Raw genomic sequence first — 25897 nt, forward strand, 5'->3', positions numbered from 1 at the left:
CGGCGTCCAGGGCCTTTGCGGCCTCGCAGGACTTCGGCGGGCCTGCGCAGGTGGTGCTGGCCGCAGCGGGCAAACGCTCCCGCCGCCCTGTTCGCAGCCGGATACGGAGAAGTAGGTGCCGTTGTAGGTAGTTTCCGGGTCCCCTTCTCGACGCCCGAAGGATCTGATATTTGCACCACTGGTTTTCGGTGGAGATCGAAGGTTCAACCATGTTTGTACACCAGCCGCCGTGTCCGTCGCGGGACGCGCCCAACCACGCCATGGCCCGCGTTGTGGCCCTGCACCTCGAGCAGGGACTGTCATGACTCCCACCGCACCCCCCGGCCGTCCCGCCGCACCCGCCCCGCTGAACCGCCTGCTGCGGCTGCGGACCAAAGCAGCCGCGCTGGCCGCTCTGCGCCTGGCCAGCCGCCGGAGCGGACCCGCCCGCGAGACGGTCTCCTGGCCACTCGAGCGCGCCACGCGGGCTGGCGCCCGGGCCAGGGAGCTGACCCGCGACCAGCTCGCCGTATGGCACCTGCACGAGCACACCGACACCGCCGAACTCCTGGTCAGCGAGCTGGTCACGAACGCACTCACGCACACCCAAGGCCCGATCCGCCTGAGCATCTCCCGCACTGCCGGGCACCGCACGCTGCGCTGCGCCGTCGCCGACGCCTGCCCCACCCGGCCGCGGCAACGCCGCGCCCACACCGACGAGGAACACGGACGCGGACTGCACCTGCTCGACCAGCTCTCCGCCCGCTGGGGAACCCAGCGCACCGCGGCCGGCAAGACCGTCTGGTTCGACCTGCGCGCCCCGGCACGACCGCGTCCGCTCCCCGCAACAGGAGAGCCCGCGAACACCGGCGGGCGGAACTCAGGGATCAGATCATAACTCTTCTTGTGGCTGGAACAGAGACGTCGGCTAGCACTCTTTCCTGGGCGCTCTACAGGCTTGCTGCGAACCCCAATCTTGTTGATCAGATCCGAAGCGAAGTGGATGCGCTACCGAGCGATAGGCTCTCTATATCTGCATATCGCAAGGAGCTTCCTGCTACTTTGAACTTTGTCAGCGAGACGCTTCGCATGTACCCGGCGATCTGGATGTCCAGTAGAACGTCGGTGAGTACGATTATGCTGGGGAGCAATTCCTTCCAAGCAGGAACTGATTTTTTCTTCAGCTCCTATCAGCTTCAGCATGACCCTCGAACATTTGAGAGTCCCGAGATTTTTTCTCCCGAGCGCTGGTCAGGGCAACTTCCGCTGTCCTCGCGGCCTGGATTCACTCCTTTCTCCGGTGGCGGACGAAAGTGTATCGGTGACCGATTCGCTGTGTACGAGATCCTGCACGTACTGATCGCAATTGTGCGACGCTGGGAGGTTTCCCTTGTTTCGCCCGGAACGGCGATAAAGCCTCGGCGGCTGGCTGCAAATCTCACACCAGAACGCCTCTTCCTGCGCATCGACAAACGCCCCTGAGTCTGCCTTGCGTCCCCTTTCTTTGAAGTTGCGTAGTCAATATCTTTTGGTCGTTAAGTGACCGTCCGCCGTGTCCTCGCCGATGAAAGGTTGGTCCATGCCGATTGAAGCGAATGGCCAAGACTCAAGTGCGCTTAGCGCCCCCATAAACGGGAAAGTGCTTCTTGCCAGCCCCCGTGGGTGGTGTGCGGGCGTAGACCGTGCTGTAGCCACAGTCGAGCGCGCCCTTGAGCAATATGGGCCTCCCGTGTATGTACGCCACGAGATAGTTCACAATGCTCATGTCGTTCGGTCCTTGCAACGCAAAGGCGCGATTTTCGTGGAGGAAACAGACGAAGTCCCGGACGGTGAGATCGTCATCTTCTCGGCTCATGGGGTATCACCTGCTGTCCGGCAAGAAGCTGATGGCAAGCGACTTTCCACTATCGACGCGACCTGCCCGTTGGTGACTAAGGTTCACAAGGAAGCTGTCCGTTTTGCCGACGACGGATACGACATTGTACTGATCGGCCACCGCGATCATGAAGAAGTGATCGGAACTGTCGGGGAAGCTCCCCATCACATCCAGGTCGTGGAGGACTCAAGCCAAGCCGAAAATATCCAGGTGCGGGACCCTTCGCGACTTGTCTGGCTGTCGCAGACAACCCTGTCTGTTGACGAAGTAGAAGAGACCGTCGACGCCATCAGGAGTAGGTTTCCACTGCTTGAATCGCCACCGAGTGATGATATTTGCTACGCCACCCAGAATCGTCAGTCTGCAGTGAGGGAAATTGCACCCAATTGCGAGCTTCTTCTCGTTGTGGGCTCCCCCAATTCCTCGAACTCTGTGCGCCTCGTAGAAGTGGCCCGCGAAAGTGGCGCCGAGGCAGCTTACTTGATCGACTCGGTGGATGAGATCGATGCGTCCTGGCTTGTGAATGTTACGACGGTAGGGCTCACTAGTGGGGCGTCCGTACCTGAACTGTTGATCAATGAGGTGCTGGAATACCTCGGAGCACGTGGCTACACCGACGTCGAGTCTGTGACCGTCGCTGCCGAGACTGTGAAGTTCTCCCTGCCTAAGGAGCTGCGGCGTGATCTGAGGAATCCAGCGGCCTCCGCTCACCTTGATCCGGTCTTCGGTGATCCCAGCGATGCGCCTGATTCAGATGGTGGAGGGGTGAAGACATGACCGCGATTTCTCTCGGTATGCCGTCCGTTCCGACGAAGCTCGCTGAGCGGCGCAAGAGCCGTCAGATCCAGGTCGGATCGGTCGCGGTGGGCGGCGACGCACCCGTCTCGGTGCAGTCCATGACGACGACCCGCACCTCCGACATCGGCGCCACCCTCCAGCAGATCGCCGAGCTGACCGCCTCCGGCTGCCAGATCGTCCGGGTGGCCTGCCCCACCCAGGACGACGCCGACGCGCTGGCCACCATCGCCCGGAAGTCCTCGATCCCCGTGATCGCCGACATCCACTTCCAGCCCAAGTACGTCTTCGCCGCGATCGACGCCGGCTGCGCCGCGGTCCGCGTCAACCCGGGCAACATCAAGCAGTTCGACGACAAGGTCAAGGAGATCGCCAAGGCCGCGAAGGACGCGGGCACCCCGATCCGGATCGGCGTCAACGCCGGCTCGCTCGACGCCCGCCTCCTGAAGAAGTACGGCAGGGCCACCCCCGAGGCGCTCGTCGAGTCCGCCCTCTGGGAGGCGTCCCTCTTCGAGGAGCACGACTTCCGCGACATCAAGATCTCGGTCAAGCACAACGACCCGGTCGTCATGGTCGAGGCCTACCGCCAGCTCGCCGCCCAGTGCGACTACCCGCTGCACCTCGGCGTCACCGAGGCGGGCCCCGCCTTCCAGGGCACCATCAAGTCCGCCGTCGCCTTCGGCGCGCTGCTCTCCCAGGGCATCGGCGACACCATCCGCGTCTCGCTCTCCGCGCCGCCGGCCGAGGAGATCAAGGTCGGCATCCAGATCCTGGAGTCGCTGAACCTGCGCCAGCGGCGCCTGGAGATCGTCTCCTGCCCGTCCTGCGGCCGGGCCCAGGTCGACGTCTACAAGCTCGCCGAGGAGGTCACCGCCGGTCTCGACGGCATGACCGTCCCGCTGCGCGTCGCCGTCATGGGCTGCGTCGTCAACGGCCCCGGCGAGGCCCGCGAGGCCGACCTCGGCGTCGCCTCGGGCAACGGCAAGGGCCAGATCTTCGTCAAGGGCGAGGTCATCAAGACCGTGCCCGAGTCGAAGATCGTCGAGACCCTCATCGAAGAGGCCATGAAGATCGCCGAACAGATGGAGAAGGACAGCGGCACTGAGCCGGATCGCTCTGCACCAGGCGAACCAGTCTTCTCTTCACCAACAGTATTTGTAGGACGGCCATGACACAGAACCCTGCCAGCGCATCTTCCCGCTTCCGGACGTCCGCGCCCGCGCTTATGGAGCACTCGCGCGACCTGTGCGTGCCTGAACTGCGGAAGGCCGTGAGCCGCCTGGCCTCCCCGTTGGACATGGTGGCGGCCTACCACTTCGGATGGTCCGACCGGCGTGGCAGGCCAACCACAGGTGGTGGCAAGATGCTGCGGCCCGCGCTGGCGTTGCTATCCGCCCAAGCCATAGGCGGCAAACGCGAAGCCGGGGTTCTCGGCGGCGTGGCTGTCGAGCTGGTGCACAACTTTTCGCTGCTGCACGACGACTTCATGGACGGCGACGAACTTCGGCGCCACCGTGCCACTGCATGGACGGTATTCAGTCCCACTCTGGCCATCCTGACCGGTGACGCCCTCCTGGCACTCGCCTCCGATGTCCTCCTGAATGGATCAATTCACGATACCCAGCTCTGCGACCAGGCACGTGCGGTGCGTCGGCTCACCACGGCCAGCCGCAGGCTGATCGACGGCCAGGCCCGCGACCTCGCCTTCGAACGCCGTGCCCAGATCAGTGTCCAAGACTGCCTGGACATGGAGGGCGCCAAGACCGGTGCGCTGCTGGGCTGTGCCACGGCCATCGGTGCCGTACTGGCCAGCGCCGACGATGCCACGGCAGATTCGTTGGAGCGGTACGGCCATCACCTGGGGCTCGCGTTCCAAGCAATTGACGACCTGATGGGTATTTGGGGCGATCCGAAGTCGACCGGCAAGCCCCGATGGAGTGATCTTCGCAGAAACAAGAAGTCGTTGCCCGTATGTGCCGCCCTCACTGAGGGCGGCACAGCCTCCCGCCAGCTCGCCGAACTCCTCGCCAGTGCCCACACCGGGAATGAGGCCGAGCAGGAACTCGCTCAGCGCGCCGAACTCATAGAGGCCGCCGGCGGTCGCACCTGGACTCAGCACGAGGCTCGCCGCCAGCACGAGAAGGCCCTGGACAGTCTCGGTGAGGTCTCCATGCCCGACGAGGTGCGCGAACACTTCGTAACCCTTGCCGAATTCGCCGTTGAGCGCGAGAGGTGACAGAACGTGACCATACCCAACACGCGTACCGGTGAGGGTGCCTCCTTGCCGGCGCTTGACTGCACTCCGCTGGCCCGTACCAGCACCTCACGGCGCCCCCTGCTCGGCCAGATCCGTCACCCGCGCGACCTCGCCTCCTTGACCGCAGAACAACTCACGGAACTGGCTGAAGAGATTCGCTCCTTCCTGGTCGAAGAAGTTTCAAAGACGGGCGGCCATCTCGGTCCAAACCTTGGGATCGTTGAGCTCACCATCGCCCTGCACCGGACTTTCGACTCCCCGCGTGAGCGCATCCTGTTCGACACCGGGCACCAAGCTTACGTTCACAAGCTACTTACCGGTCGCCATGACTTCTCGCGCCTGAAGATGAAGGGCGGCCTCTCCGGCTATCCGTCCCGTGCAGAGTCGGAACACGATGTGATCGAAAACTCACACGCCTCCACCGTTCTCGGCTACGCCGACGGTCTGGCCAGGGCCAACAGGGTGCAAGGAAAAAGCCGTCCGGTTGTCGCCGTCATTGGCGACGGCGCGCTCACCGGTGGCATGGCCTGGGAAGCACTCAACAACATCGCCGACGAAAGAGACCTGCCCGTTGTCATCGTCCTCAACGACAACGGGCGCTCCTACTCCCCTACCGTCGGCGGCTTCGCCAGGCATCTGGCCACTCTGCGTACCTCGAACGGCTCCAAGCGGATTCCTGCCGAGTCCCCTTCCCCACGCAATGCCACGGAAGGCATCGACCCCATCGGCGCTCCAATGGGCATGTTCGATGCTCTCGGCGTTAGGTACATCGGTCCCGTTGATGGTCACGACCTGGCGGCGCTGGAGTCGGCGTTTAGAGAAGCACGCTGCGTCGGTGGTCCAGTGATCGTGCACTGCATCACCGAAAAAGGGCGTGGCTACGAGGCCGCCCTGCAAAATGATGAGGATCGCTTTCACGCCGTCGGTGTCATCCACCCCGAAACCGGCCTGCCGGTGAGTGCCCCCGGAATGGAGTGGACGACCGTTTTCGGCGAAGAGATGGTCGCCCACGGCCGCAAGCGAAAGGACATCGTAGCGGTCACTGCCGCCATGCTGCATCCGGTCGGTCTCGCACCTTTCGCCAAGGCCTACCCTGACCGCATCTTTGACGTCGGCATCGCTGAACAGCACGCCGTCGTCTGCGCTGCCGGCCTCGCCACCGGCGGCTTGCATCCCGTTGTCGCCCTTTACGCGACCTTCCTTAACCGTGCTTTCGACCAAGTCCTGATGGACGTCGCCCTGCACCAGTGTGGTGTGACCTTCGTACTTGACCGGGCCGGAATTACCGGCACCGACGGCGCCTCCCACAACGGAATGTGGGACATGTCAATCCTTCAAGTCGTGCCCAGGCTGCGGATAGCTGCGCCACGGGACGCGGACCAACTGCGCCTTCAGCTGAGTGAAGCCCTTGAAGTCACCGATGCTCCAACCGTCGTCCGCTACGCCAAGGGTGCCGTGGGTCCCGCAGTCCCAGCCGTCGGGCGGGTGGGAGGAATGGACGTGCTACGCGGCCGCGCAGATGACTCAGCGGACGTGCTGATCGTCTCAGCAGGGACGATGGCGCTGAACTGTTTGGAGGGAGCCGACCTGCTCGACGCTCAGGGCATCACCTCCACTGTCGTCGACCCGCGCTGGGTCAAGCCGGTCGACCCGGTCCTGCCCAGCCTGGCTGCCCGGCACCGCGCCGTCATCACCGTTGAAGACAACTGCCGAGTCGGTGGCATCGGCACCGCCATCGCCCAAGCTCTGCGAGACGCTGGAGTTGACGTGCCTCTGCAGACCCTCGGAATCCCGCAGGAGTTCCTCGGGCATGCCAAGCGGGAGGAGATCCTGGTCGAGGTCGGTCTCACCGCCGACGGCATCGCCCGCCAAGCAGCTGCCGCCACCACCGGGCTCACTCCGACGCTCTGCCCACAGATTCCGATATGCAGCGCCACAGCCGTCCCTTGCAGTCCCGCCCCGGCCGTTGGCCGCTGAGGCCAGGAGAGCCATGCATACCCCTCCTCATTCACCGACTTCCTCATTGCCGCGTACGGGCAGCCCCCCCATAGAAATTCCCGTTCCAAGGCACCGTCCCGGCGAATCGCCGTCTGCCAAGCCTGTTCATCGCCTGGACCGGGTGATCATCCGGTTCGCGGGTGACTCCGGTGACGGAATGCAGCTGACGGGTGACCGGTTCACCTCCGAGACGGCCTCCTTCGGGAACGACCTCTCGACGCTGCCGAACTTCCCGGCCGAGATCCGGGCACCCGCCGGCACGCTGCCGGGCGTCTCCTCGTTCCAGCTGCACTTCGCCGACCACGACATCCTGACCCCGGGCGACGCCCCGAACGTGCTGGTCGCGATGAACCCCGCCGCCCTCAAGGCCAACATCGGCGACGTGCCGCGCGGCGGCGAGATCATCGTCAACACCGACGAGTTCGCCAAGCGCGCCATGGCCAAGGTCGGCTACGCGACCTCGCCCCTGGAGGACGGCTCGCTCGACGGCTACCGGGTCCACCCGGTACCGCTCACGACGCTGACGATCGAGGCCCTGAAGGAGTTCGGCCTGTCGAGGAAGGAGGCCGAGCGGAGCAAGAACATGTTCGCGCTCGGACTGCTCTCCTGGATGTACCACCGCCCGACCGAGGGCACCGAGACCTTCCTGCGCCAGAAGTTCGCCAAGAAGCCGCAGATCGCCGAGGCGAACGTGGCCGCGTTCCGGGCCGGCTGGAACTTCGGGGAGACGACGGAGGACTTCGCCGTCTCCTACGAGGTCGCCCCGGCCACGAAGGCGTTCCCCACCGGCACGTACCGGAACATCTCGGGGAACCTGGCACTGTCGTACGGCCTGATCGCCGCCGGCCGCCAGGCGGACCTGCCGCCCTACCTCGGCTCGTACCCGATCACTCCGGCCTCGGACATCCTGCACGAGCTCAGCAGACACAAGAACTTCGGCGTGCGGACGTTCCAGGCGGAGGACGAGATCGCCGGCATCGGTGCCGCGCTCGGCGCGGCCTTCGGCGGCTCGCTCGCCGTGACGACGACGAGCGGCCCCGGTGTGGCGCTGAAGTCCGAGACCATCGGCCTCGCCGTCTCGCTCGAGCTGCCGCTGCTGATCGTCGACATCCAGCGCGGCGGTCCGTCGACCGGTCTGCCCACCAAGACCGAGCAGGCCGACCTCCTCCAGGCCATGTACGGCCGCAACGGCGAGGCGCCGGTGCCGGTCGTGGCCCCGAGGACGCCCGCCGACTGCTTTGACGCGGCGCTCGACGCCGCCCGCATCGCGCTCACGTACCGCACGCCGGTCTTCCTGCTCTCCGACGGCTACCTGGCCAACGGCTCCGAACCCTGGCGCATCCCCGAGGTCGACGAGCTTCCCGACCTGAAGACGCCCTTCGCGACCGGGCCGAACCACGAGCTCGCCGACGGCACCGAGGTCTTCTGGCCGTACAAGCGCGACCCGCAGACCCTCGCCCGCCCCTGGGCCGTGCCCGGCACCCCCCGCCTGGAGCACCGCATCGGCGGCATCGAGAAGCAGGACGGCACCGGCAACATCTCGTACGACCCGGCGAACCACGAGTTCATGGTCCGCACCCGCCAGGCCAAGATCGACGGCATCGAGGTCCCGGACGTCGAGGTCGACGACCCGGACGGCGCGAGGACCCTCGTCCTCGGCTGGGGCTCCACCTACGGGCCGATCACGGCGGCCGTCCGCCGTATCCGCAGGGAGAACGGCCACATCGCCCAGGCCCATCTGCGCCACATCAACCCCTTCCCGAAGAACCTCGGAGAGGTGCTGAAGCGGTACGAGAAGGTCGTGATCCCCGAGATGAACCTCGGCCAGCTCGCCACCCTCGTCCGGGCGAAGTACCTCGTCGACGCCCGCAGCCACACCCAGGTCAACGGCATGCCGTTCAAGGCCGAGCAGCTCGCCGCCGCCCTCAAGGAGGCCATCGATGCCTGAGAACCTGCTGCACCTGGTGCCGAAGGCCGAGGCCGCGCAGTCCATGAAGGACTTCAAGTCCGACCAGGAGGTCCGCTGGTGCCCGGGCTGCGGTGACTACGCGGTCCTCGCCGCCGTGCAGGGCTTCATGCCCGAGCTCGGACTGGCGAAGGAGAACATCGTCTTCGTCTCCGGCATCGGCTGTTCCTCCCGCTTCCCGTACTACATGAACACCTACGGGATGCACTCCATCCACGGCCGCGCCCCGGCCATCGCCACCGGTCTCGCCACCTCGCGGCGCGACCTGTCGGTCTGGGTGGTCACGGGCGACGGCGACGCGCTGTCCATCGGCGGCAACCACCTCATCCACGCCCTGCGCCGCAACGTCAACCTGAAGATCCTGCTCTTCAACAACCGGATCTACGGCCTCACCAAGGGCCAGTACAGCCCCACCTCCGAGGTCGGCAAGATCACCAAGTCGACCCCGATGGGCTCCCTCGACGCCCCCTTCAACCCGGTGTCGCTGGCGCTCGGCGCGGAGGCCTCGTTCGTGGCCCGTACGGTCGACTCCGACCGCAAGCACCTCACCGAGGTGCTCCGCCAGGCCTCCGAGCACAACGGCGCGGCGCTCGTCGAGATCTACCAGAACTGCAACATCTTCAACGACGGCGCCTTCGAGGTCCTCAAGGACAAGGACCAGGCCAAGGAAGCCGTCATCCGCCTGGAGCACGGGCAGCCGATCCGCTTCGGCGCCGGCCAGGACAAGGGAGTGGTACGGGAGCCGGCCACCGGCGATCTGAAGGTCGTCACGGTCACCCCCGAGAACGAGGCGCGGATCCTGGTGCACGACGCGCACAGCGCCTCCCCGACGACCGCGTTCGCCCTCTCCCGGCTGGCCGACCCGGACACACTGCACCAGACGCCCATCGGGGTGTTCCGGTCGGTACGGCGACCGGTGTACGACACGCTGATGGCCGATCAGCTGGACACGGCGATCGAGCAGCACGGCAAGGGTGACCTCGGGCAGCTGCTCGCGGGCAACGACACCTGGACCATCAGCGAAACCCCGTGAGAAGCAAATAATGGCCTACATCATCGCGATGCCCTGCGCCGACATCAAAGACAAGGCATGCATCGACGAATGTCCCGTCGGCTGCATCTAGGAAAGACGGTGGCTCTACATCCATCTTGATGAATGCATGGACTGCGGGGAGCTACGAGAGGACGAACGCCGAGTTTTTCGACGGACTTGGTTCCCCTCACGGATCCCCACCGCCCGTGGCCGAATCGAGCGCGACCACCCCTTGGTCACAGAATCACCAGGTCTAGCCCATGAGCGACCGCCCCTCTCCTCTCGCCGACCCGACATCTTCTTCGCACCGGTCGAAGGCCGCCGGGACATCGTCGTCCTCGGCTCCACCGGGTCCATCGGCACCCAGGCCATCGACCTGGTCCTGCGCAACCCCGACCGCTTCCGGGTCACGGCCCTCGCCGCCTCCCGCGGCCGGGTCGGGCTGCTCGCCGAGCAGGCGCACCGGCTGAAGGTCGCCACGGTCGCCGTCGCCCGCGAGGACGTCGTGCCCGAACTGCGCGAGGCGCTGACGGGGCTCTACGGCTCCGAGGCTGACCTGCCCGAGATCCTGGCCGGCCCGGACGCCGCCACGCGGCTGGCCGCGTCGCCGTGCCACACCATCCTCAACGGCATCACCGGCTCCATCGGCCTCGCGCCGACCCTCGCCGCCCTCGAAGCCGGCCGCACCCTCGCCCTCGCCAACAAGGAGTCGCTGATCGTCGGCGGCCCCCTGGTCAAGGCGCTGGCCAAGCCCGGCCAGATCATCCCGGTTGACTCCGAGCACGCCGCCCTCTTCCAGGCACTCGCCGCCGGCACCCGCGCCGACGTCCGCAAGCTGGTCGTCACCGCCTCCGGCGGCCCCTTCCGCGGCCGGACGCGCGAAGAGGTCGCCCACGTCACCCGCGAGGACGCGCTCGCCCACCCCACCTGGGCCATGGGCCCGGTGATCACGGTCAACAGCGCGACCCTCGTGAACAAGGGCCTGGAGGTCATCGAGGCGCACCTCCTCTACGACATCCCCTTCGATCGCATCGAGGTCGTCGTCCACCCCAGTCGTACGTCCACTCGATGGTCGAGTTCACGGACGGCTCCACCCTCGCCCAGGCCACCCCGCCCGACATGCGCGGCCCGATCGCCGTCGGCATCGGCTGGCCCGAGCGGGTCCCGGACGCGGCCCCCGCCTTCGACTGGAGCAAGGCGTCCAGCTGGGAGTTCTTCCCGCTCGACACCGAGGCGTTCCCGTCCGTGGGCCTGGCCCGTCACGTCGGCGAACTCGGCGGCACCGCGCCCGCCGTCTTCAACGCGGCGAACGAGGAGTGCGTGGAGGCGTTCCTCGCCGGAAGGCTGCCGTTCAACGGAATCATGGATACCGTCACGGTAGTCGTCACGGAAGACGGAGCCCCCGCCAAGGGAACCTCCCTCACGGTGCCGGACGTCCTGGAAGCGGAGACCTGGGCACGGGCCCGGGCGCTGGAAACCGCGAAGACATTCAAGGGTTGGTCATGACCGTTATCGTCCGCACTCCGGCAAAGATCAACTTGAGGCTCTCGGTGCTTGGTCGGCGTTCCGATAGGTACCACGAACTCGACACAGTATTCATGGCCGTCGGGATCTATGACACGGTCGAGGTTGAGCCATCCGCTGACGGCGACCAGGTCACTGTCACCGGCCCGTATGCCTCTCAGGTTCCCGTTACCGCAGACAACCTAGTAGGGCTTGGTCAGGTTCGTAGTGGTGTGGGTATGTTGCGGTGGCAGGTGGGGCAGGCGCCGGTCCAGATGGCGAGGAGTGTCTGCAGTTCGCGGACGACCTGGTAGAGGCTCAGACCTGCGCGGCGTCTTTTGGGTCTCGTGCCAGTCGTTGCAGGGTGCAGAAGGCGTGGGCGGCGGAGACGAGGGTGACGTGGTGGTGCCAGCCGCCCCAGGTGCGGCCTTCGAAGTGGGCCAGTCCCAGGGCCTGTTTCATCTCGCGGTAGTCGTGTTCGATGCGCCAGCGCAGCTTGGCCAGCCGCACCAAAGTGGCCAGGGGCATGCCGGAGGGCAGGTTCGCCAGCCAGAACTGCACCGGTTCGGGTTCGGTGGCGGGCCACTCGGCCAGCAGCCAGCGTTCGGGCAGTTCAGGACCATCGTTGGTCTGACGGACTGCGCGTCCGGCCGGGCGGATGCGCAGGGCCACGAACCGCGAGTGCATGCGTTTGAAGCCGCTGACCAACTTGCCCGGCCGGGAGCCTTCCCGCCAGGACACCGTCCTCGCAGCCGCCCGCCCTGCCGCGATGACCAGGTCTTTCACGGTCTGCGCAGGCTCGGGATACTGCATTCTCGGTGGCCGGCCGCTGCCCGCGTAGGCGGGCTGGACGGGCCGGGCGCCGGCCGGTTGAGCGGTGTGGCGGGAGGAAATGCCCACCGCGTAGGGCAGGTTGCGTTCTTCCAGGCCGTGGCGGAAGGCGGCGGCATCGCCGTATCCGGCGTCCGCGACGACCAGGGGAACGTCGACGCCCCACGACCTGCTCTCGTCGATCATGTCCAGGGCCAGCTGCCACTTCTCCACATGCCCCACTTCTGCGGGAATGCCGCAGCGCGTGCGGCGGGCGACCTTGTCCGCATCCGCCTCCGGGGAGGCGGGATCCCAGGACGCGGGCATAAACAGCCGCCAGTTCACCGCGGCCGAGGCATGATCCCGGGCCAGATGCAGCGACACCCCGACCTGGCAGTTGGTGACCTTGCCCGGGGCCCGTATTTCAATAAGTGTTCGGCAGAGGGGTGTTGGTGGGAGTCTGAGGTATGACCCCGTGTCTGTCAGGCCGCGTTGCCGCTCGTGCTCTGCGGGCCAAGTTCAATCAGATCCTGCCGCACTTCGATGAGCGCCGCCGTTGGTTGTACCTGGCCAGTGAGGCGACGGCCCTCGGCCGCGGCGGGATCGTCCGGGTCGCCGCCGCCTCCGGCACCAGCACTGCAACCATCGCGCGAGGCATGGCCGAGTTGGCCGGTTGCTCCTCACCGACCCTGCGGGTCCGGGCTCCAGGTGCGGGCCGCAAGCGGCTGACAGACACCGACCCTGGTCTGCTGCCCGCGCTGGAGTCGCTGATCGAGCCGCACACCCGAGGCGACCCCGTCTCCCCGTTGCGGTGGACCACGCTGTCGTTACGGGCCCTGGCCTCGACCCTCACCACACAGGGCCACCCGGTCAGCGCTTCAACCGTCGGACACCTGCTGCACACTCTGGGCTACAGCCTGCAGGGAACCGCGAAGACGACGGAGGGCATCAGTCATCCGGACCGCGATGCCCAGTTCTCCCACTTGAATGCCACCGCCGCCGCGTTCCTCAACGACGCCCAGCCGGTGATCAGCGTCGACACCAAGGCCAAGGAATGGCTCGGCAACCGGGACCGGCCCGGTCGCACCTGGCGCCCGGGCAAAGACGCGATCAAGGTGGACTGCCACACGTTCACCACCAACGACCAGCCCATGGCGATCCCCTACGGGATCTACGACATTGCCAACAACAGCGGATGGGTCAACGTCGGCACCGACCACGACACCGCCCAGTTCGCGGTGGAGTCCATCCGCCGCTGGTGGCAGCACTGCGGACGGGCGGACCATCCGAATGCCAGTCGGCTCCTGATCACCGCCGACTCCGGAGGCTCCAACGACCCCCGCCGCTGGACCTGGAAAAGCAACCTTGCCACCTTCGCACGAGAGAGCGGCCTGGAGATCACGGTCTGTCACCTACCGCCGGGGACGTCGAAGTGGAACAAGATAGAGGTGCGCCACGAGGCGCCAGTGCGCCGTGAGGCGCGGTGAATCGAAGGAGGTGCAAGACCTCCTCGCCAGGCTGTCGCAGCAGCCTGGTGGGAGCTGAGCGCAGTCCGACCCGGGAGACGCCGGGGAGGGCGGGAAGCAGCGCTGACAAAGCCGGGACTGCCCGGAACTACCAGACGGGCCGGGTCCGGCGAGCGAGATCAGAGGGCGTACGAGAGGAACCAGTGGTAAAGCTCCGTAAGCGTGGCACCGGCTCAAATCTGGTGGATATGGGCCGGGTTGTAGCGCACAGTCTGCTCGTTGGGCGGGCTGACTCCGTAGCCGACTTGGCGTGTCGGTGGGGAGGCCACGGCGAAAGCCTGCGGCGTAACCGTGGCGATGCTGCCGGGGCAAAGCTGGGCGCCGGACTGATCGATCGATTCACCGTGAACACGGGAACCATCCCGCATCGCTCCCCGGGATCGGAATCCATCCGGGTTCTTGGGATAGATGCGTCGTCTGTCGAAGGCGCGGGATGGGGCGGAGGCCCCGTAGTAGTCCGAGCGGACGAGAGGTCCGTGCATGGCGAAGGGGGCCAGCAAGTCAGCAGTAAGGACGCTGGAATGCCCAGGGCGGTTGCAAGTTCCGGGGTCGTGCGGCTGGTCGGGTTGTGACCGGTTGGGGCGCATAGCAGAGCAGGCACGGGCTTCGTGATCATTGTGGTGTCTAAGCCAGATGATCACGAGGTGGCCCGTGCCTGCTGCTGCATCCTCTCCCATTCCTGCCGTGCTGGTGAAACTGGGTCCGCTGGACACCGGCCGGATCGCCGACCTGCGCCCCTACTTCGACTCGGTGCCCGACCCGCGCTCCCGGCGGGGCCGGTGGTACTCGCTGACAGCGGTCCTGCTGGTGTGTGCCTGCGCGGTCGTCTCGGGAGCGAGGAGCATCGATGAACTCGCCGAGTGGGGCCAGCGTGCTTCAAACGCGCTCCTGACAGTGATCGGGATCCGCCGCCACCTGCTGAGATGGCGGCGCGCTCCGTCACCGGCCACGATCGGCCGTGTGCTGGGGGCTGTTGACGGTGACGCCCTGGACCGGGCGGTGGGCGCCTACCTGGCCGACCGGCACCGCGCCGCCACCGAACCCGCCCAGGCGCCGTCGCCCTCCGCGTCCGGGCGGCCCCGCGCGATCGCTGTCGACGGCAAAGCACTCAAGGGATCAGCCCGTCTCACCGCGACGCGCCGGCACCTGCTCTCCGCGGTCACTCACGGCACCGTCGTGGCCCTCGCCCAGGTGGAGGTTGGCGCGAAGACGAACGAAACCACACACTTCCGTCCGCTGCTGGCACCCCTGGACCTGACCGGCACCGTCGTCACCTTCGACGCCCTGCACTCGGTCAAGGCAAACATCTCCTGGCTGGTCGAGACCAAGAAGGCCCACTACATCGCCGTGATCAAGACCAACCAGCCCACCGCCTACACCCAACTCGCCGCCCTGCCCTGGCAGTCCATCGCACTCCAGCACACCGCCTCCGGGACCGGACATGGACGCCACGAGTCGCGCTCGATCAAGACCTGCGGGATCGCCGACGGACTCGGCGGAATCGCCTTTCCCCACGCCCGCCTCGCCATCCGCGTCCATCGCCGCCGCCAGCAGACCGGCCGGCGTGAGACCCGTGAGAGTGTCTACGCCGTCACCAGCCTCGACGCCCATCAAGCCGGGCCCGCCGACCTGGCCGCCGCGATTCGCGGGCACTGGGGAGTGGAGAACTCCTCGCACCACATCAGGGATGTCACCTTCGCCGAGGACACCTCCACCGTCCACACCGGGACCGCACCACGGGCCATGGCGACCCTTCGCAACCTCGCCATCGGCGTGCTGAAAACCCTCGGAGCCGACAACATCGCCAAGACCACCCGGGCGATCCGCGACGAGCCCCAACGAGCACTCCCCATCCTGGGCATCACCAACGATTCGGACAGCTACGGAACTTGATCAAGCCCTGGCCTCGCCGAGGACCTGCGCACCCAAGGTATTTGTTCGACCGAATGGCGAATTGCATCTTCGGATGCAGCGAGCGGATCTAGCTTCCGGGATTTCACGGGCAACAGCACCTTTGGATTCTATAAAAAGAAAGAAATCAGCGACTGATGGCATATTGACCAGGCGAAGGAACTCTTTAGCCCGGTCGCTGCGGGTGTGGGATCCTCGAGGTCTGGTCTTGCGTGCCGTGGATCCGCTCGCCAAAAGGCCATGACCTGCGTTCGAAGATCGGCCGCCGATCGAAGGCGACACCTCGCTTGATCGGTCCGTGCAAGCGGCCGACATGCCTGTTGGCGTTCCCGTCGGCTGGCCGCTTCGTCTTCCTCGGTATGGAGAACAGTAGTACACCACGCACTCAGCGTCGCCAATTTGAGGAAAAATTGAGCTATTCATCGGACGGAATGCGTCCGGTGATCCGCACCCCCCCTTGACGGCCCTCGAGGATCCATGTGGATTATTTGGAGAACCGAAAGGCCCCACATGAGACTGCTTCTTGTCGAGGATGACATTCACGTGGCTCGTCCCCTCTCCGCACTCCTATCACGACATGGCTTCGAGATACTGCACGCCTGCAACGCCAAGGAGGCGCTCCAGATCCGTAGCTATTCAGCAGGGTGCGGCCGGTTCGCTGGCCGACTGGCATGATCGCTAGGGTGTCCGGGTGGGGGATCCCGACTGGTCCACGAAGGACATCTGACCATCCCCTCGTAGCGTGGAGCCCGTGATTGCAGGGGAAGTTGGGGTTGTCAATCCCCTGGAAACGTAGAGGCTTTGGTTATGCGGCCCGATCTTCCTGACTGTGCCGCTCGCGTGCTTCGATGATGATCCGTTCGAACTCTTCCGGCGGTAGCCCGTCCGCCGCGCTGTGCCTGCGCCGGGAGTTGTAGAACGCTGTGATCCAGGTGGCGATCTTCAGGCGCGCTTCGTCAGCTGCTGCAACAACCCACCTTCGCCGGTCAGCTGCAGGCCCTCGCTGCGGGCCCGGTCGACCAGCATCGCGACGAGCTGTTCGTCCGACGCGGCCGACGGCATCGCACCACCGGCCGGCTCCTCGACGGACTCGTGCTCGATCGTCGTCTCTCTCACTTGGCGTCTCTCCTTGATCAGCAGATCCGATGATTAGACACTCCCGGAGCACAGGGTCGGCCTGGCAGCGCACTCGGTGAGGCTGCCTTCGGCAGGGGCCATACGGTGGCACCCTGCACCGTCATTCGGTATCAAGCACGGTGAAGTCGGCCAAAGGGCTGACCGGGAGGGTCTGTTCCGCCCAGATGGTTTTGCCCTCGGTGGTCTGGCGGGTGCCCCAGGCGGCTGTGAGCTGGGCGACCAGGAGCAGGCCACGGCCGCCTTCGTCGTAGGTGTGGGCGCGGCGCATGTGGGGGGCGGTACCACTGGCGTCGGAGACTTCGCAAATGAGGTTTCGGTCGTGGATCAGACGCAGTTGTACGGGGGGTTCTGCGTATCGGATGGCGTTGGTGACGAGTTCGCTGACGACCAGTTCGGTGACGAAGTCGGCGTCCTCCAGTCCCCAGGCCGACAGTTGGGCACTGGCGTCCTTTCGGGCCTGGGCGACGGCGGCCGGGTCGGCGGGTATTTCCCAGGTGGCGACCCTGTTGGTGTCCAGCACTTTGGTGCGGGCGAGGAGCAGGGCGATGTCGTCGGAGGGACGGGCGAGCAGCAGGGCGGCCAGTACGGCGTCGCACAGGTCGTCCAGCCGGGCGGGCGTTTGGGCGAGGGTTTGGCACAACAGGGACAGGCTGGCGTCGATGTCCCGTTCGCGGGATTCGAGCAGCCCGTCGGTGTAGAGGGCGAGGAGGCTGCCCTCGGGCAGTTCGATGTCGGTCGCCTCGAAGGGGAGCCCGCCCAGTCCCAGCGGGGGGCCGACGGGGAGATCGAGCAGTTTCGCGGTGCCGTCGGGGGTGACCAAGGCGGGTGCCGGGTGCCCGGCCAAGGCGATCGTGCAGTGCCGGGACGTCGGGTCGTACACGGCGTACAGGCAGGTCGCGCCGACGTCTCCGGTGCTCTCGGCTCCGGGGCCCGGCGGCGGGGCGTCGTCCTGTTGGGCGGACAGGCGGGCGACGAGGTCGTCGAGGTGGGTGAGCAGTTCGTCGGGGGGCAGGTCGATGTCGGCGAGGGTGAGCACAGCGGTGCGCAGCCGCCCCATGGTGGCGGAGGCGTGGATGCCGTGGCCGACGACATCGCCGACGACGAGCGCGACCCTGGCGCCGGACAGCGGGATGACGTCGAACCAGTCCCCGCCGACCCCGGCTCGGGCACCGGCCGGCAGGTAGCGGGACTCGACCTCCACTGCGGCCTGCGCCGGCAGTGCCTGGGGCAGCAGGCTGTGCTGCAGGGTGACCGCGGTGGCGCGTTCGCGCGTGTAGCGCCGGGCGTTGTCGATGCAGACCGCCGCCCTGGCGGCCAGTTCCTCGGCCAGCACCAGGTCGTCCTCACGGAACACCTCCGGATGCCGGTGGCGGGTGAAGACCACGACGCCCAGGGTGGCGCCGCGGGCGGTCAGGGGTACGGTCATCGCCGAGTGCATGCCGAAGTCGCGGACCGCGGCGGCCCGGCTCCGATCGTGGGCCGTCCATTCGGTGATCGCGGGGTCGGTCGCGTGGTACAGCAGAGCACGTCCCGACCTGAGACTCTCGATCGGCGGGGAACCCTCCGGATAGCTGTCCACCTCGCCCGGGGCGACGACCGCCTCGGGGGTTCCCGGGTTCACCGACCGGTGGGCGGCGCGCCGCAGTGAGACCGGGCCGTCCGGCGTGCCCGGGGGCGGCTCCTGTGCGTCGTCGAGGGAAAGGAGCAGATCGACGCTGACGAAGTCGGCGAATTCGGGGATGGCCAGGTCCGCCAGTTCCTGAGCCGTCCGCGTCACGTCCAGTGTGCTGCCGATCCGCGTACTGGCCTCCGCGAGCAGCATGAGCCGCTTACGGGCCCAGTAGTGCTCAGTTATGTCGTGGTAGGCCATACCTATGCCCTGAACACGGCCGTCCGCTTGCTTCAGTGGGGTGACGAAGTTCGCCCAGGCGTGCACGCGGCTCTCGCCAGGGGCCGGCACGTAGAGCACCGCGACCTGTGGCTCACCGGTCTCCAGCGCCCGCAGCATGACCCGCTCCAGCTTGTGCACCTCCGGATGGTCCATGCCCTCCGAAGGCCGCAGCCCGCGCATGTCGTCCTCGCTGAGGGCAAGGGAACGCCGCATGGCCTCGTTGGACCGGAGCAGGCGCAGCCCGGTGTCGAACACCCCCATGGCGCAACCCGCCGCGGCCTGCTCGTGGTGCTGGCTCACGAGAGCGTCGTCCTCGGGCTCAGGCCGCAGCCCCGTCAGCGCGGAGACCATGTACCACTCTCCGGGCCGCCCGCCGTCGGGCGCCCGTTTGTGCGCCAGGACCCTGACCTCCAAGCGGTGGCGGTCGGGGTGCCGGAGAGCGATCCTCCCGTTCCACCGGGGCAGCTGCGCGAGGGACCGCAGCTCCTCCTCATCGATCTCCTCGGCCAGCAGGCCGGCCGCTGGGCGTCCCACCATCTGCGTGGGCGAGTACCCGAGCAACTTCTCGGCCCCAGCGTTCCACGCTGTCACGATGCCGTGTTCGTCGATGGTGACCTGTGCGCTGAGCGCCTCGTCGAGGACGTTCTCGGACGACCCCGGCACCCGGTTTCTGGCTCTGCGTCGCGCCATTGGTGCTCATCTCCTACGGAGATCTTCACCGCCTTCAGCGTGTGGTGGCCAGACTCGCGCCCCAGCCGACCGCGGCTGTACATTCGCATTATGGCCTCGTGACTCATCCGCTGACCCCAACGGTACGCCGTCCATTCCCACCGGCCGCGACAACGCCCGACGTCGCAGAAGGTGCGGCGGCCAGGTCGATCAGGACGAGTGTCGCAAGCGCCTGACGATCGGCCCATCCGGGCGGCTGACTCCCGTCCGGGTCCCGCGGGGTTTTCCCCGGTCGACCGGGGAAAACGGGGACTGAAGCGATCGGTGGCCTCAGACGCGGCCCGGGTCCCTCCGGGGATCGTCTCCGCAGGCGCCGACCGGCACGGATCACCGCTGCTCGGCCCCACCCTCGAAGCAACGAAAGCCCAGTTAGGGGCGTTGTCACGTTGTTGGCTGTGACTGCCTGCCGGCGCGTCGGGGCAGGGTGGGCTTGGGAGCCGGGCCTGTGCTCAGGCCGCGGTGGCAAGGCCGGCGACGCCGGTGATGTGCTCCCAGATGGCGAAGCGGACGGTCATCTCGGCTCGGCAGTCGTGGGCGGGCATCAGATGGCGGCGGGGCCGAAGTGGGGCGAGATACCGCTGAACGCGGACAGGAACCGCTGGGCCCCGCCCACGGAGCGGAAGCCCTTCATCGCCCGTCCACGCTGCCGGGTCGGCTGGTGGCTGTTCTCGGCCCGGTTGTTCAGGTACTTCGACTGGCGGTGCTCGACGCAGGGCATGACCTCGCGGTGGGCAGCGCCGTAGGAGCGGAGCTTGTCGGTGACGACCACCCGCGGCACCGCACCCGTCCTCTTCATCAGCCTGCGGAAGAAACGCCTGGCCGCGGCCTTGTCCCGCCGGTTCTGCACCAGGATGTCCAGGACGTTGCCGTTTTGGTCGACGGCCCGCCACAGGTACTGCAACCGCCCGTTGATCTTGATGAAGACCTCGTCCAGGTGCCACTTGTCACCGGGCCGGGGCTGCCGGCGGCGCAGCGCGCCTGCGTAGGCCTGCCCGAACTTGGCGCACCAGCGGCGGATCGTCTCGTAGGAGACGGTCACGCCGCGCTCGAGCATGAGCTCCTCGACCTCGCGGAAGCTGAGCGGGAAGCGGTGGTACAGCCACACACAGTGGGAGATGACCTCGACCGGGTACCGGTGCCCCTTGTACGACAACGACGCGCTCCCCACGGACGACCCTTCCCAGGCTGATCAACCAGAAGATCATCCCACCGGTCAGCCAACGTGACAGTGCCCCACTGAGATCATTTCATCCTGAATTGCCTGGTCAGGGCTCTTGTGTGAGTCACGGTCGGGGTGCTCGTGCTGGTGGGCGGGGTGATCATCGGGGCGAGATCGTCCGTCACCGCTGGACCTCGGTGTTCGCCAGGACGAGGAGGGCTCGCAGAAGGGTGGTCGCGTGACGGGTGTTCATGCGGACCTTGGTGAGGCAGCGCCACGATTTCAGGTTCGCGAAGCCGTGCTCGACGGCGGCGCGTTCGCGGTTGAGCAGGCGGTTCGCTTCTCTCTCCGCGTCGGTGAGCTGGTGGTTGCGGGTGGCCTTGCGGCCGGTGACGATCACCGGGTGGTCGTCGGGGTCGTCGTCCAGGCCGACGAATCCGAGATCGGCCAGGGCTCCGAGACCGGCCTCGCGCAGGTGTCCGGTGATCTTATTGTGGCGGGCGGTGGTGATCGCGCTGGACCGGCCCGGCTTCGCCGCCGAGATCCAGATCACGTTGCCTTGCTCGTCGGTCAGCGCGAGAAACAGCAGGCCATGGGACTTGTGTTTGCCGCTGTAGTTCTTCCGGTTGTCCTTCCCGGCGCGGCGCCGAGTGCGGATGAGGGTGCCGTCCAGCAGGACCACGACCCCGCCGGCACGGGCGATCTTCTTCAGCGCGCGGTCCAGGCGCGGTGCACGGGCGGACAGCAGCCGGATCACTTCCATCACCCAGCGGCGCACTGTGGAGGCGGAGACCGCGTTGCCGCCGGCCATGTCGGCAAGACGCTGGTCGTGACGGAGCACGGCGAGCACGATGACCGCCTGGGTCCCGGAACTGACCTTGCGCCAGCGGGTGTTCAGCCGATTGCGTTCCTGGCGTATCAGGCCGCCGACGAGATCGAGGGTCCGCTTCGACACCGGAAGCCGAACCTGGTAGACAGCATGCTGAGCGCCCTCGGCGGGCTGGTTTTTCGTCACAGATTCACCAACACCCGCCGGGGGCCCTCGCGTTACGGCGGGAATCGGCTGGTCCGCCGTCGTCCCTGCCGCTCAGCGCGGCAGATAGCGGCCGGCTCCGGTCCGCGAGATCCAGCCCCGGTCAGCAAGTTTGCGCAGCTGGCCCCGGACCGGCTCGATCTTGCCCGGCGTGAGCTCCCGGCCCAGCATCCCAGCGACGTCCTTGGCCATCACCGGACCGTCCGCCCCGGTCACGATCTCCATGATCCTCCGGTACTCCGAGGTCAGGGACTCCACCCCCATCCCCTCGGACCGGTCCGGCACCAGACGCATCCCGCCCGCACCCGGCCCCGCCACGACACGCTCCGGCTCCGGCTCCGGCTCCGGCTCCGGCTCCGGCTCCGGCTCCGGCTCCGGCTCCGGCTCCACGATGCCCGACGACCGGCGTCCACCATCGGTCGCCTCGGCCCACTGCCCGAACACCACCTCGGCTGCTTCCAGCCGGGCCAACTGCGACTCGATCCCGGACAGTTCCTTGCGGAGCAGCTCAGCCCGTCCTTCCAGCTCAAGCCGTTGCTGGACCGTCCATGTCAGCACATCCGTCATACACACCTCCCACCAGGAGGCTATGCAGCGGCCCGCTACCCCGGCCCCGGGAATCCCAGAGGCCGCCCGTGACGGACGATCACGTGCTAACGATCTCTCACCCGACCAGCACGAGAACCCCGCGGAGACCTCACACCAGCCCTGCTGACCAGCGGAAATCAGGATGGCAGATCTTCATTGCGGAACCGCGAAGAACATAACGGGGGGGGGCTGACCTGGTCGGGAAAGTCACGGGTCAAGCCCTGACGGCCGGCGTCCACAATCAATGGTCGCGAAGAACAGCGAAGTCCAGCAGAGTAGCCAAGTCCCCGCACGGTTTTGTTGCGGCCTCGGCGGCATCGAGGTCGCCGAGCGCCGCCTGTACCTGGCGCCTTGTCTCCTCTTCGGTGAGGGCACGACCTCCTGCGGCTTCTACGAGCACGGTCGCTTTGTCTGCGGCAGCCTCGTCGAGCTCCTTCTGGTACAGGACGGCGAGCTCACGTCCGGCGGGATGATCCGAGGTAAGTGCGGCCGTCACTGGCAGCGTCCTGCGGCGATTGCGCAGGTCGGATCCCGCCGGCTTGCCGGTGACGGCGGGGTCGCCCCAGATGCCGAGCAGATCGTCGGTGTTCTGGAACACGATTCCCAGGCGTCGTCCGAACGCGTAATAGCGCTCTACCCGCCGAGGATCCGCGCCGGCCGCCATCGCGCCCAGGGCGCAGGATACAGAGAGCAGGGCTCCGGTCTTCGCCGCGCTGACCTCGATCACGTGTTCTACCGTGGTGTTGCTCGCACTGTCGAGGACTGTCTCGGTGTATCCGCCGTCGAGCCCTGTCTGAAGGGCTCCCAGAAGGAGATCCACTCCCCGCGTCGCCAGCGGTTCTCCAGCCGATCGGAGGGTCTGCAGGGCCAGGTAGAACATCGATGTTCCGGTCAGGATGGCGGCCGACGGGCCCAAGGTCGTCCACAATGTAGGCCTGCCGTGGCGGGTGTCGTCCCGATCGATGACGTCGTCGTGGAGCAGGCTGCCACTGTGGAGCAGTTCGACGGCGACGGCCGCCGGAATCGCCAGCTCAGGGTCACCGCCGGCGGCCTGGCAGGACAACAGCACAACGGCTGGACGCAGAAACTTGCCTCGCCCTGCGGCCGGGGTCGGGGTACCGGTCGCGTCCCACCAGCCCTGGTGCTGCCCCACCAGATGCCGGATCGTCGCGGCCAGGGAGTCGACTGTTCGTCGCAGTTCCGGCTCTACGGAGGCGTGAGCCCAGGCGAGCAACTGCTTCGCTGTGCGAGGTTCGACGGTGGTTGAGGTGGACATCGTTGAAGCCCTTCTCGACATGGATCGCGCTGATGGGGCATTGATCTGTTATCCGGTGGTCAGAGCCGGGCGTGACAGTCGAACGAGGCCTCGGACACGATCGGCCTCAGCACCGTCAGGCAGTGCGACTCGAGCATTCGCGAGGAGCCGGAAGCGTTCTGAAGCAGGCCCCGAGCCGTACCGTGCCACATATTCCCAACCATGGACGAGCACTCGGTCGAACGACTCGTGCCGAGGGGTGAACGTCGGCATCTCTTGGACCAACCCCGTATAGAACACAGCCCAGATGGTGCGCCGCGTGCGGTGGTCATGGTCCGCACGCAACAACTGAACGACGGCGAGGGAACCAAGGCGTATGCCGGTCTCCTCCCAGGCTTCGCGGCGGGCGGTTTGCTCCGGGCCGGAGTCGTAGTCCTCGACGTGTCCGGCGGGGAACTCCACTCCGCGAACCAGTCGAGCGGCTACGATCCTGCCATCCGGGGCGAACGGCACCACCCCGGCGACGTCGACCCGCCCCACGTCCGCCAGGCGGTGCGGATCGAACCAGGTAAGGGTTGTCCGCACGCCGGCCATGGTGATTGTTCTGGTGCGCTGGGGAACCAGGTGAGGTGACCCGTTCACTACCATGTCACCGGAAGTGACTCGACAGAACGCATGGACATGCCGTCCCGCCAGACGAGCTCTCCTGGATCTACGGCGAGGCCGAGGCCGGGAAAGCGGCTCAATAGTGCCCGGAGGGCGATGCGCTGTTCGAGCTTGGCCAGTCCGGAGCCGGGGCAGAAGTGCGGGCCGTGCGCGAAACCCAGATGCTGCGCCGCGTTGTGGCGGGTGACGTCGAGCCGATCAGCCTGCCTGAAGAGTTGTTCATCGCGATTCGCGATATGGGGGAGTGCCACCACCGCTTCCCCTTCTCGTACCAGCGAACCGTCGACATACGTGTCGTGGAGCGCGACGAAAGGGGGGCTTAGCCGCGCCAGTTTCGAATAGCGCAGCAGCTCTTCGACCGCGTTGGGAATCAGGTCCGGGCATTGTTTGAGCAGTGCGAGTTGTTCGGGATGCCTGAACAACTCCACCAGGGAGTTGCCGAGCTGGTTGATGGTGGTGTCGTGACCGGCGATCAGGATGATGCGAATGTTCTTGACCAGCGTCGATTCGTCCAGTGCCGGGTCCTGCCCATCGTCGGTCACCAGGCAGGAGATGAGGTCATCGCCGGGATCGGCCCGCTTGTCCCGCACAATGTCCGTGAGATAGGCGTCGAGTTCGTGGAGCGCGGAGAACGACTCACTGGACGGCAAAGTCAAGGACAGAATCCGGCGCGTCCAGGTCTGGATTTGATCGCGAGCCACGTACGGCAAACCTAGCAGATCGCAGATTACCAGGATCGGGAGCGGCTCGGCGAGCCATCGCATTACATCTGCCGGCGGGCCGTGCTCGGCCATGGTGTCCAGCAGCTTCGCCACCGTCTCGTTGATGGCCGGTTCAAGCCGATTCACCGCCTGGGTGCTGAAACCCCGGGCCATGCGGCGCCGGATAGCGGTGAGTTCCGGCGGATCCATGTTGATGACCGACTTGGGGTCGCGGAACAAGGCCATCGGTTTGGGCGCACCAGGCCTCAGCGCGGCAGCCCGGCTGAAGGCCGCGTCGGACATGACCTGCCGTACGGCTCGGTAGCTGAGAGCCAGCCACACCACCGCGCCGTCGGCGAGTCGGGCGCGTGCCATCGGCGCCTGGCCGAGCAGGCGGACACCGTCGGGATCGGTGGCCTGCTCGGCCGGAGTAGGAAAGGGGAAGAGCGGGAGCAGTTCAGTCATGACACCTCTGCATTCGGTTTCGGTCCGCCGGTGGTGTCCACTGCGCACTGCCCGCCGTCTCGATGCGCATCAGCACTTCACCGGGGCCCGGCGCGGACGGCCGCACCGACTCCAATCGACAGGGCTTGTCGATCTCGCCCAGCGCAACTGCTTGGATTTCCACGATGTCAGACCCGATCCAGGATGAAGTAGTAGTGCCTGCCGTTGTCGAGGGAGACCTTGCCGTTCATGATCGCGAGCAACGTGCCGTCGCCGACTTTCTTGAAATGGTCGACGAGTGGCAGGCCGTCGTACACCATGGCGGCTGTCACCTCGCCCCGAACTCCACCATCCACAGGCTTGCCGCGCCCTTGACCGCTTCGTTGTTGGCGAAGAGTTCCCCGTTCTCGTCGTAGCAGATCACCGGCTCGACATCGTCGGCCGAAGTGAACTTCTTGCCGTACCAGCGTAGTTCGGCGAGCATGGCGACCGCGTAGTGCTCCATACCGAAGTCGGATCCCTTCCAGTCTCCCAGGATCTCCTCGACGCGGACGGTTTCCCTTGTTGCGAAGCGCGGCGAACTGCGTTTTGGCTTCGAAGCTGTTCACTATTTACCTTCTCCTTCTTGGACAGTAACGGA

Annotated in this window: 17 protein-coding genes and 9 pseudogenes; 15 read left to right on the top strand and 11 right to left on the bottom strand. The window is 66.5% G+C overall.

Annotated features, from left to right (window positions below; all coding sequences use genetic code 11):
- Nucleotides 1-209: 209 nt before the first annotated feature.
- The 11 genes and pseudogenes from QF027_RS40540 (at nt 210) to dxr (ending at nt 11410) form a co-directional block, all read left to right on the top strand.
- Nucleotides 210-305 (top strand): DUF5999 family protein, encoded by a 96-nt coding sequence (locus QF027_RS40540; protein ID WP_307080417.1) that lies wholly within the window; start codon nt 210-212, stop codon nt 303-305.
- The gene (locus QF027_RS40545; protein ID WP_307080419.1) at nt 302-877 is read left to right on the top strand and encodes an ATP-binding protein; all 576 of its coding nucleotides are present in this window, start codon (nt 302-304) and stop codon (nt 875-877) included. The genes QF027_RS40540 and QF027_RS40545 overlap by 4 nt, the downstream gene beginning before the upstream one ends.
- Before the next feature lie 8 nt (nt 878-885).
- Nucleotides 886-1461 carry a cytochrome P450 gene (locus QF027_RS40550; protein WP_307080421.1) on the top strand — a complete coding sequence of 192 codons (576 nt, stop codon included), beginning with the start codon at nt 886-888 and terminating at the stop codon, nt 1459-1461.
- Between the two features lie 97 nt (nt 1462-1558).
- A complete protein-coding gene (locus QF027_RS40555; protein ID WP_307080422.1) occupies nt 1559-2632 on the top strand; it encodes a 4-hydroxy-3-methylbut-2-enyl diphosphate reductase in 1074 nt (357 codons plus the stop codon).
- A complete protein-coding gene (gene ispG / locus QF027_RS40560; protein ID WP_307080424.1) occupies nt 2629-3822 on the top strand; it encodes a flavodoxin-dependent (E)-4-hydroxy-3-methylbut-2-enyl-diphosphate synthase in 1194 nt (397 codons plus the stop codon). Before QF027_RS40555 ends, ispG begins: the two co-directional genes overlap by 4 nt.
- Nucleotides 3819-4886 carry a polyprenyl synthetase family protein gene (locus QF027_RS40565; protein ID WP_307080426.1) on the top strand — a complete coding sequence of 356 codons (1068 nt, stop codon included), beginning with the start codon at nt 3819-3821 and terminating at the stop codon, nt 4884-4886. Before ispG ends, QF027_RS40565 begins: the two co-directional genes overlap by 4 nt.
- Before the next feature lie 69 nt (nt 4887-4955).
- Nucleotides 4956-6884 (top strand): 1-deoxy-D-xylulose-5-phosphate synthase, encoded by a 1929-nt coding sequence (gene dxs, locus QF027_RS40570; protein ID WP_307082676.1) that lies wholly within the window; start codon nt 4956-4958, stop codon nt 6882-6884.
- Between the two features lie 13 nt (nt 6885-6897).
- On the top strand, nt 6898-8853 hold the full coding sequence (locus QF027_RS40575) for a 2-oxoacid:acceptor oxidoreductase subunit alpha (protein ID WP_307080428.1): 1956 nt from the start codon (nt 6898-6900) through the stop codon (nt 8851-8853).
- Nucleotides 8846-9904, top strand: a complete 1059-nt coding sequence (locus QF027_RS40580; protein ID WP_307080430.1) for a 2-oxoacid:ferredoxin oxidoreductase subunit beta — start codon at nt 8846-8848, stop codon at nt 9902-9904. The genes QF027_RS40575 and QF027_RS40580 overlap by 8 nt, the downstream gene beginning before the upstream one ends.
- Nucleotides 9905-9914: 10 nt before the next feature.
- Nucleotides 9915-9992: pseudogene (locus QF027_RS49830) on the top strand (ferredoxin); the annotation flags it as partial.
- 172 nt (nt 9993-10164) lie between these two features.
- Nucleotides 10165-11410 (top strand): annotated as a pseudogene (gene dxr / locus QF027_RS40590) (1-deoxy-D-xylulose-5-phosphate reductoisomerase).
- Between the two features lie 315 nt (nt 11411-11725).
- Here dxr and QF027_RS40595 read toward each other — a convergent pair.
- A pseudogene (locus QF027_RS40595) lies at nt 11726-12631 on the bottom strand (IS701 family transposase); the annotation flags it as partial.
- A gap of 53 nt (nt 12632-12684) precedes the next feature.
- Here QF027_RS40595 and QF027_RS40600 point away from each other — a divergent pair.
- The 3 genes and pseudogenes from QF027_RS40600 to QF027_RS50055 form a co-directional block, all read left to right on the top strand.
- Nucleotides 12685-13671, top strand: a pseudogene (locus QF027_RS40600) (ISAzo13 family transposase); the annotation flags it as partial.
- Between the two features lie 756 nt (nt 13672-14427).
- Nucleotides 14428-15636: an ISAs1 family transposase gene (locus tag QF027_RS40605; protein ID WP_307080433.1), complete on the top strand. Its 1209-nt coding sequence runs from the start codon at nt 14428-14430 to the stop codon at nt 15634-15636.
- 528 nt (nt 15637-16164) lie between these two features.
- Nucleotides 16165-16278: pseudogene (locus QF027_RS50055) on the top strand (DNA-binding response regulator); the annotation flags it as partial.
- A gap of 324 nt (nt 16279-16602) precedes the next feature.
- Here the strand turns inward: QF027_RS50055 and QF027_RS40615 are convergent.
- Together QF027_RS40615 and QF027_RS40620 are read right to left on the bottom strand one after the other, a co-directional pair.
- Nucleotides 16603-16770 (bottom strand): annotated as a pseudogene (locus QF027_RS40615) (IS256 family transposase); the annotation flags it as partial.
- A 121-nt stretch (nt 16771-16891) separates the two neighbouring features.
- Nucleotides 16892-19372: a SpoIIE family protein phosphatase gene (locus QF027_RS40620; protein ID WP_307080435.1), complete on the bottom strand. Its 2481-nt coding sequence runs from the start codon at nt 19370-19372 to the stop codon at nt 16892-16894.
- Between the two features lie 255 nt (nt 19373-19627).
- Here QF027_RS40620 and QF027_RS40625 point away from each other — a divergent pair.
- Nucleotides 19628-19765: pseudogene (locus QF027_RS40625) on the top strand (IS5/IS1182 family transposase); the annotation flags it as partial.
- Nucleotides 19766-19964: 199 nt separating this feature from the next.
- Here the strand turns inward: QF027_RS40625 and QF027_RS40630 are convergent.
- From QF027_RS40630 to QF027_RS40665, 8 genes and pseudogenes are all read right to left on the bottom strand, one after another.
- A pseudogene (locus QF027_RS40630) lies at nt 19965-20543 on the bottom strand (IS6 family transposase); the annotation flags it as partial.
- Nucleotides 20544-20751: 208 nt separating this feature from the next.
- Complete coding sequence (locus QF027_RS40635) at nt 20752-21525, bottom strand: transposase family protein (protein WP_307080436.1); 774 nt, start codon at nt 21523-21525, stop codon at nt 20752-20754.
- Between the two features lie 132 nt (nt 21526-21657).
- On the bottom strand, nt 21658-22170 hold the full coding sequence (locus tag QF027_RS40640) for a hypothetical protein (protein WP_307080437.1): 513 nt from the start codon (nt 22168-22170) through the stop codon (nt 21658-21660).
- A gap of 262 nt (nt 22171-22432) precedes the next feature.
- A complete protein-coding gene (locus QF027_RS40645) occupies nt 22433-23425 on the bottom strand; it encodes a polyprenyl synthetase family protein (RefSeq protein WP_307080438.1) in 993 nt (330 codons plus the stop codon).
- Between the two features lie 90 nt (nt 23426-23515).
- Nucleotides 23516-24031, bottom strand: coding sequence for an NUDIX hydrolase (locus QF027_RS40650; RefSeq protein WP_307080439.1), 516 nt, complete (start codon nt 24029-24031; stop codon nt 23516-23518).
- Nucleotides 24032-24087: 56 nt separating this feature from the next.
- Entirely contained in the window at nt 24088-25278 is a 1191-nt protein-coding gene (locus QF027_RS40655; protein WP_307080440.1) for a cytochrome P450, read from the bottom strand.
- 167 nt (nt 25279-25445) lie between these two features.
- Nucleotides 25446-25577 (bottom strand): DUF4334 domain-containing protein, encoded by a 132-nt coding sequence (locus QF027_RS40660; RefSeq protein ID WP_307080441.1) that lies wholly within the window; start codon nt 25575-25577, stop codon nt 25446-25448.
- 8 nt (nt 25578-25585) lie between these two features.
- Nucleotides 25586-25816: pseudogene (locus QF027_RS40665) on the bottom strand (GXWXG domain-containing protein); the annotation flags it as partial.
- Nucleotides 25817-25897 lie beyond the last annotated feature (81 nt).

The organism is Streptomyces canus (assembly GCF_030816965.1).
In the GTDB taxonomy this organism is placed as follows: Bacteria; Actinomycetota; Actinomycetes; order Streptomycetales; family Streptomycetaceae; genus Streptomyces; species Streptomyces canus_E.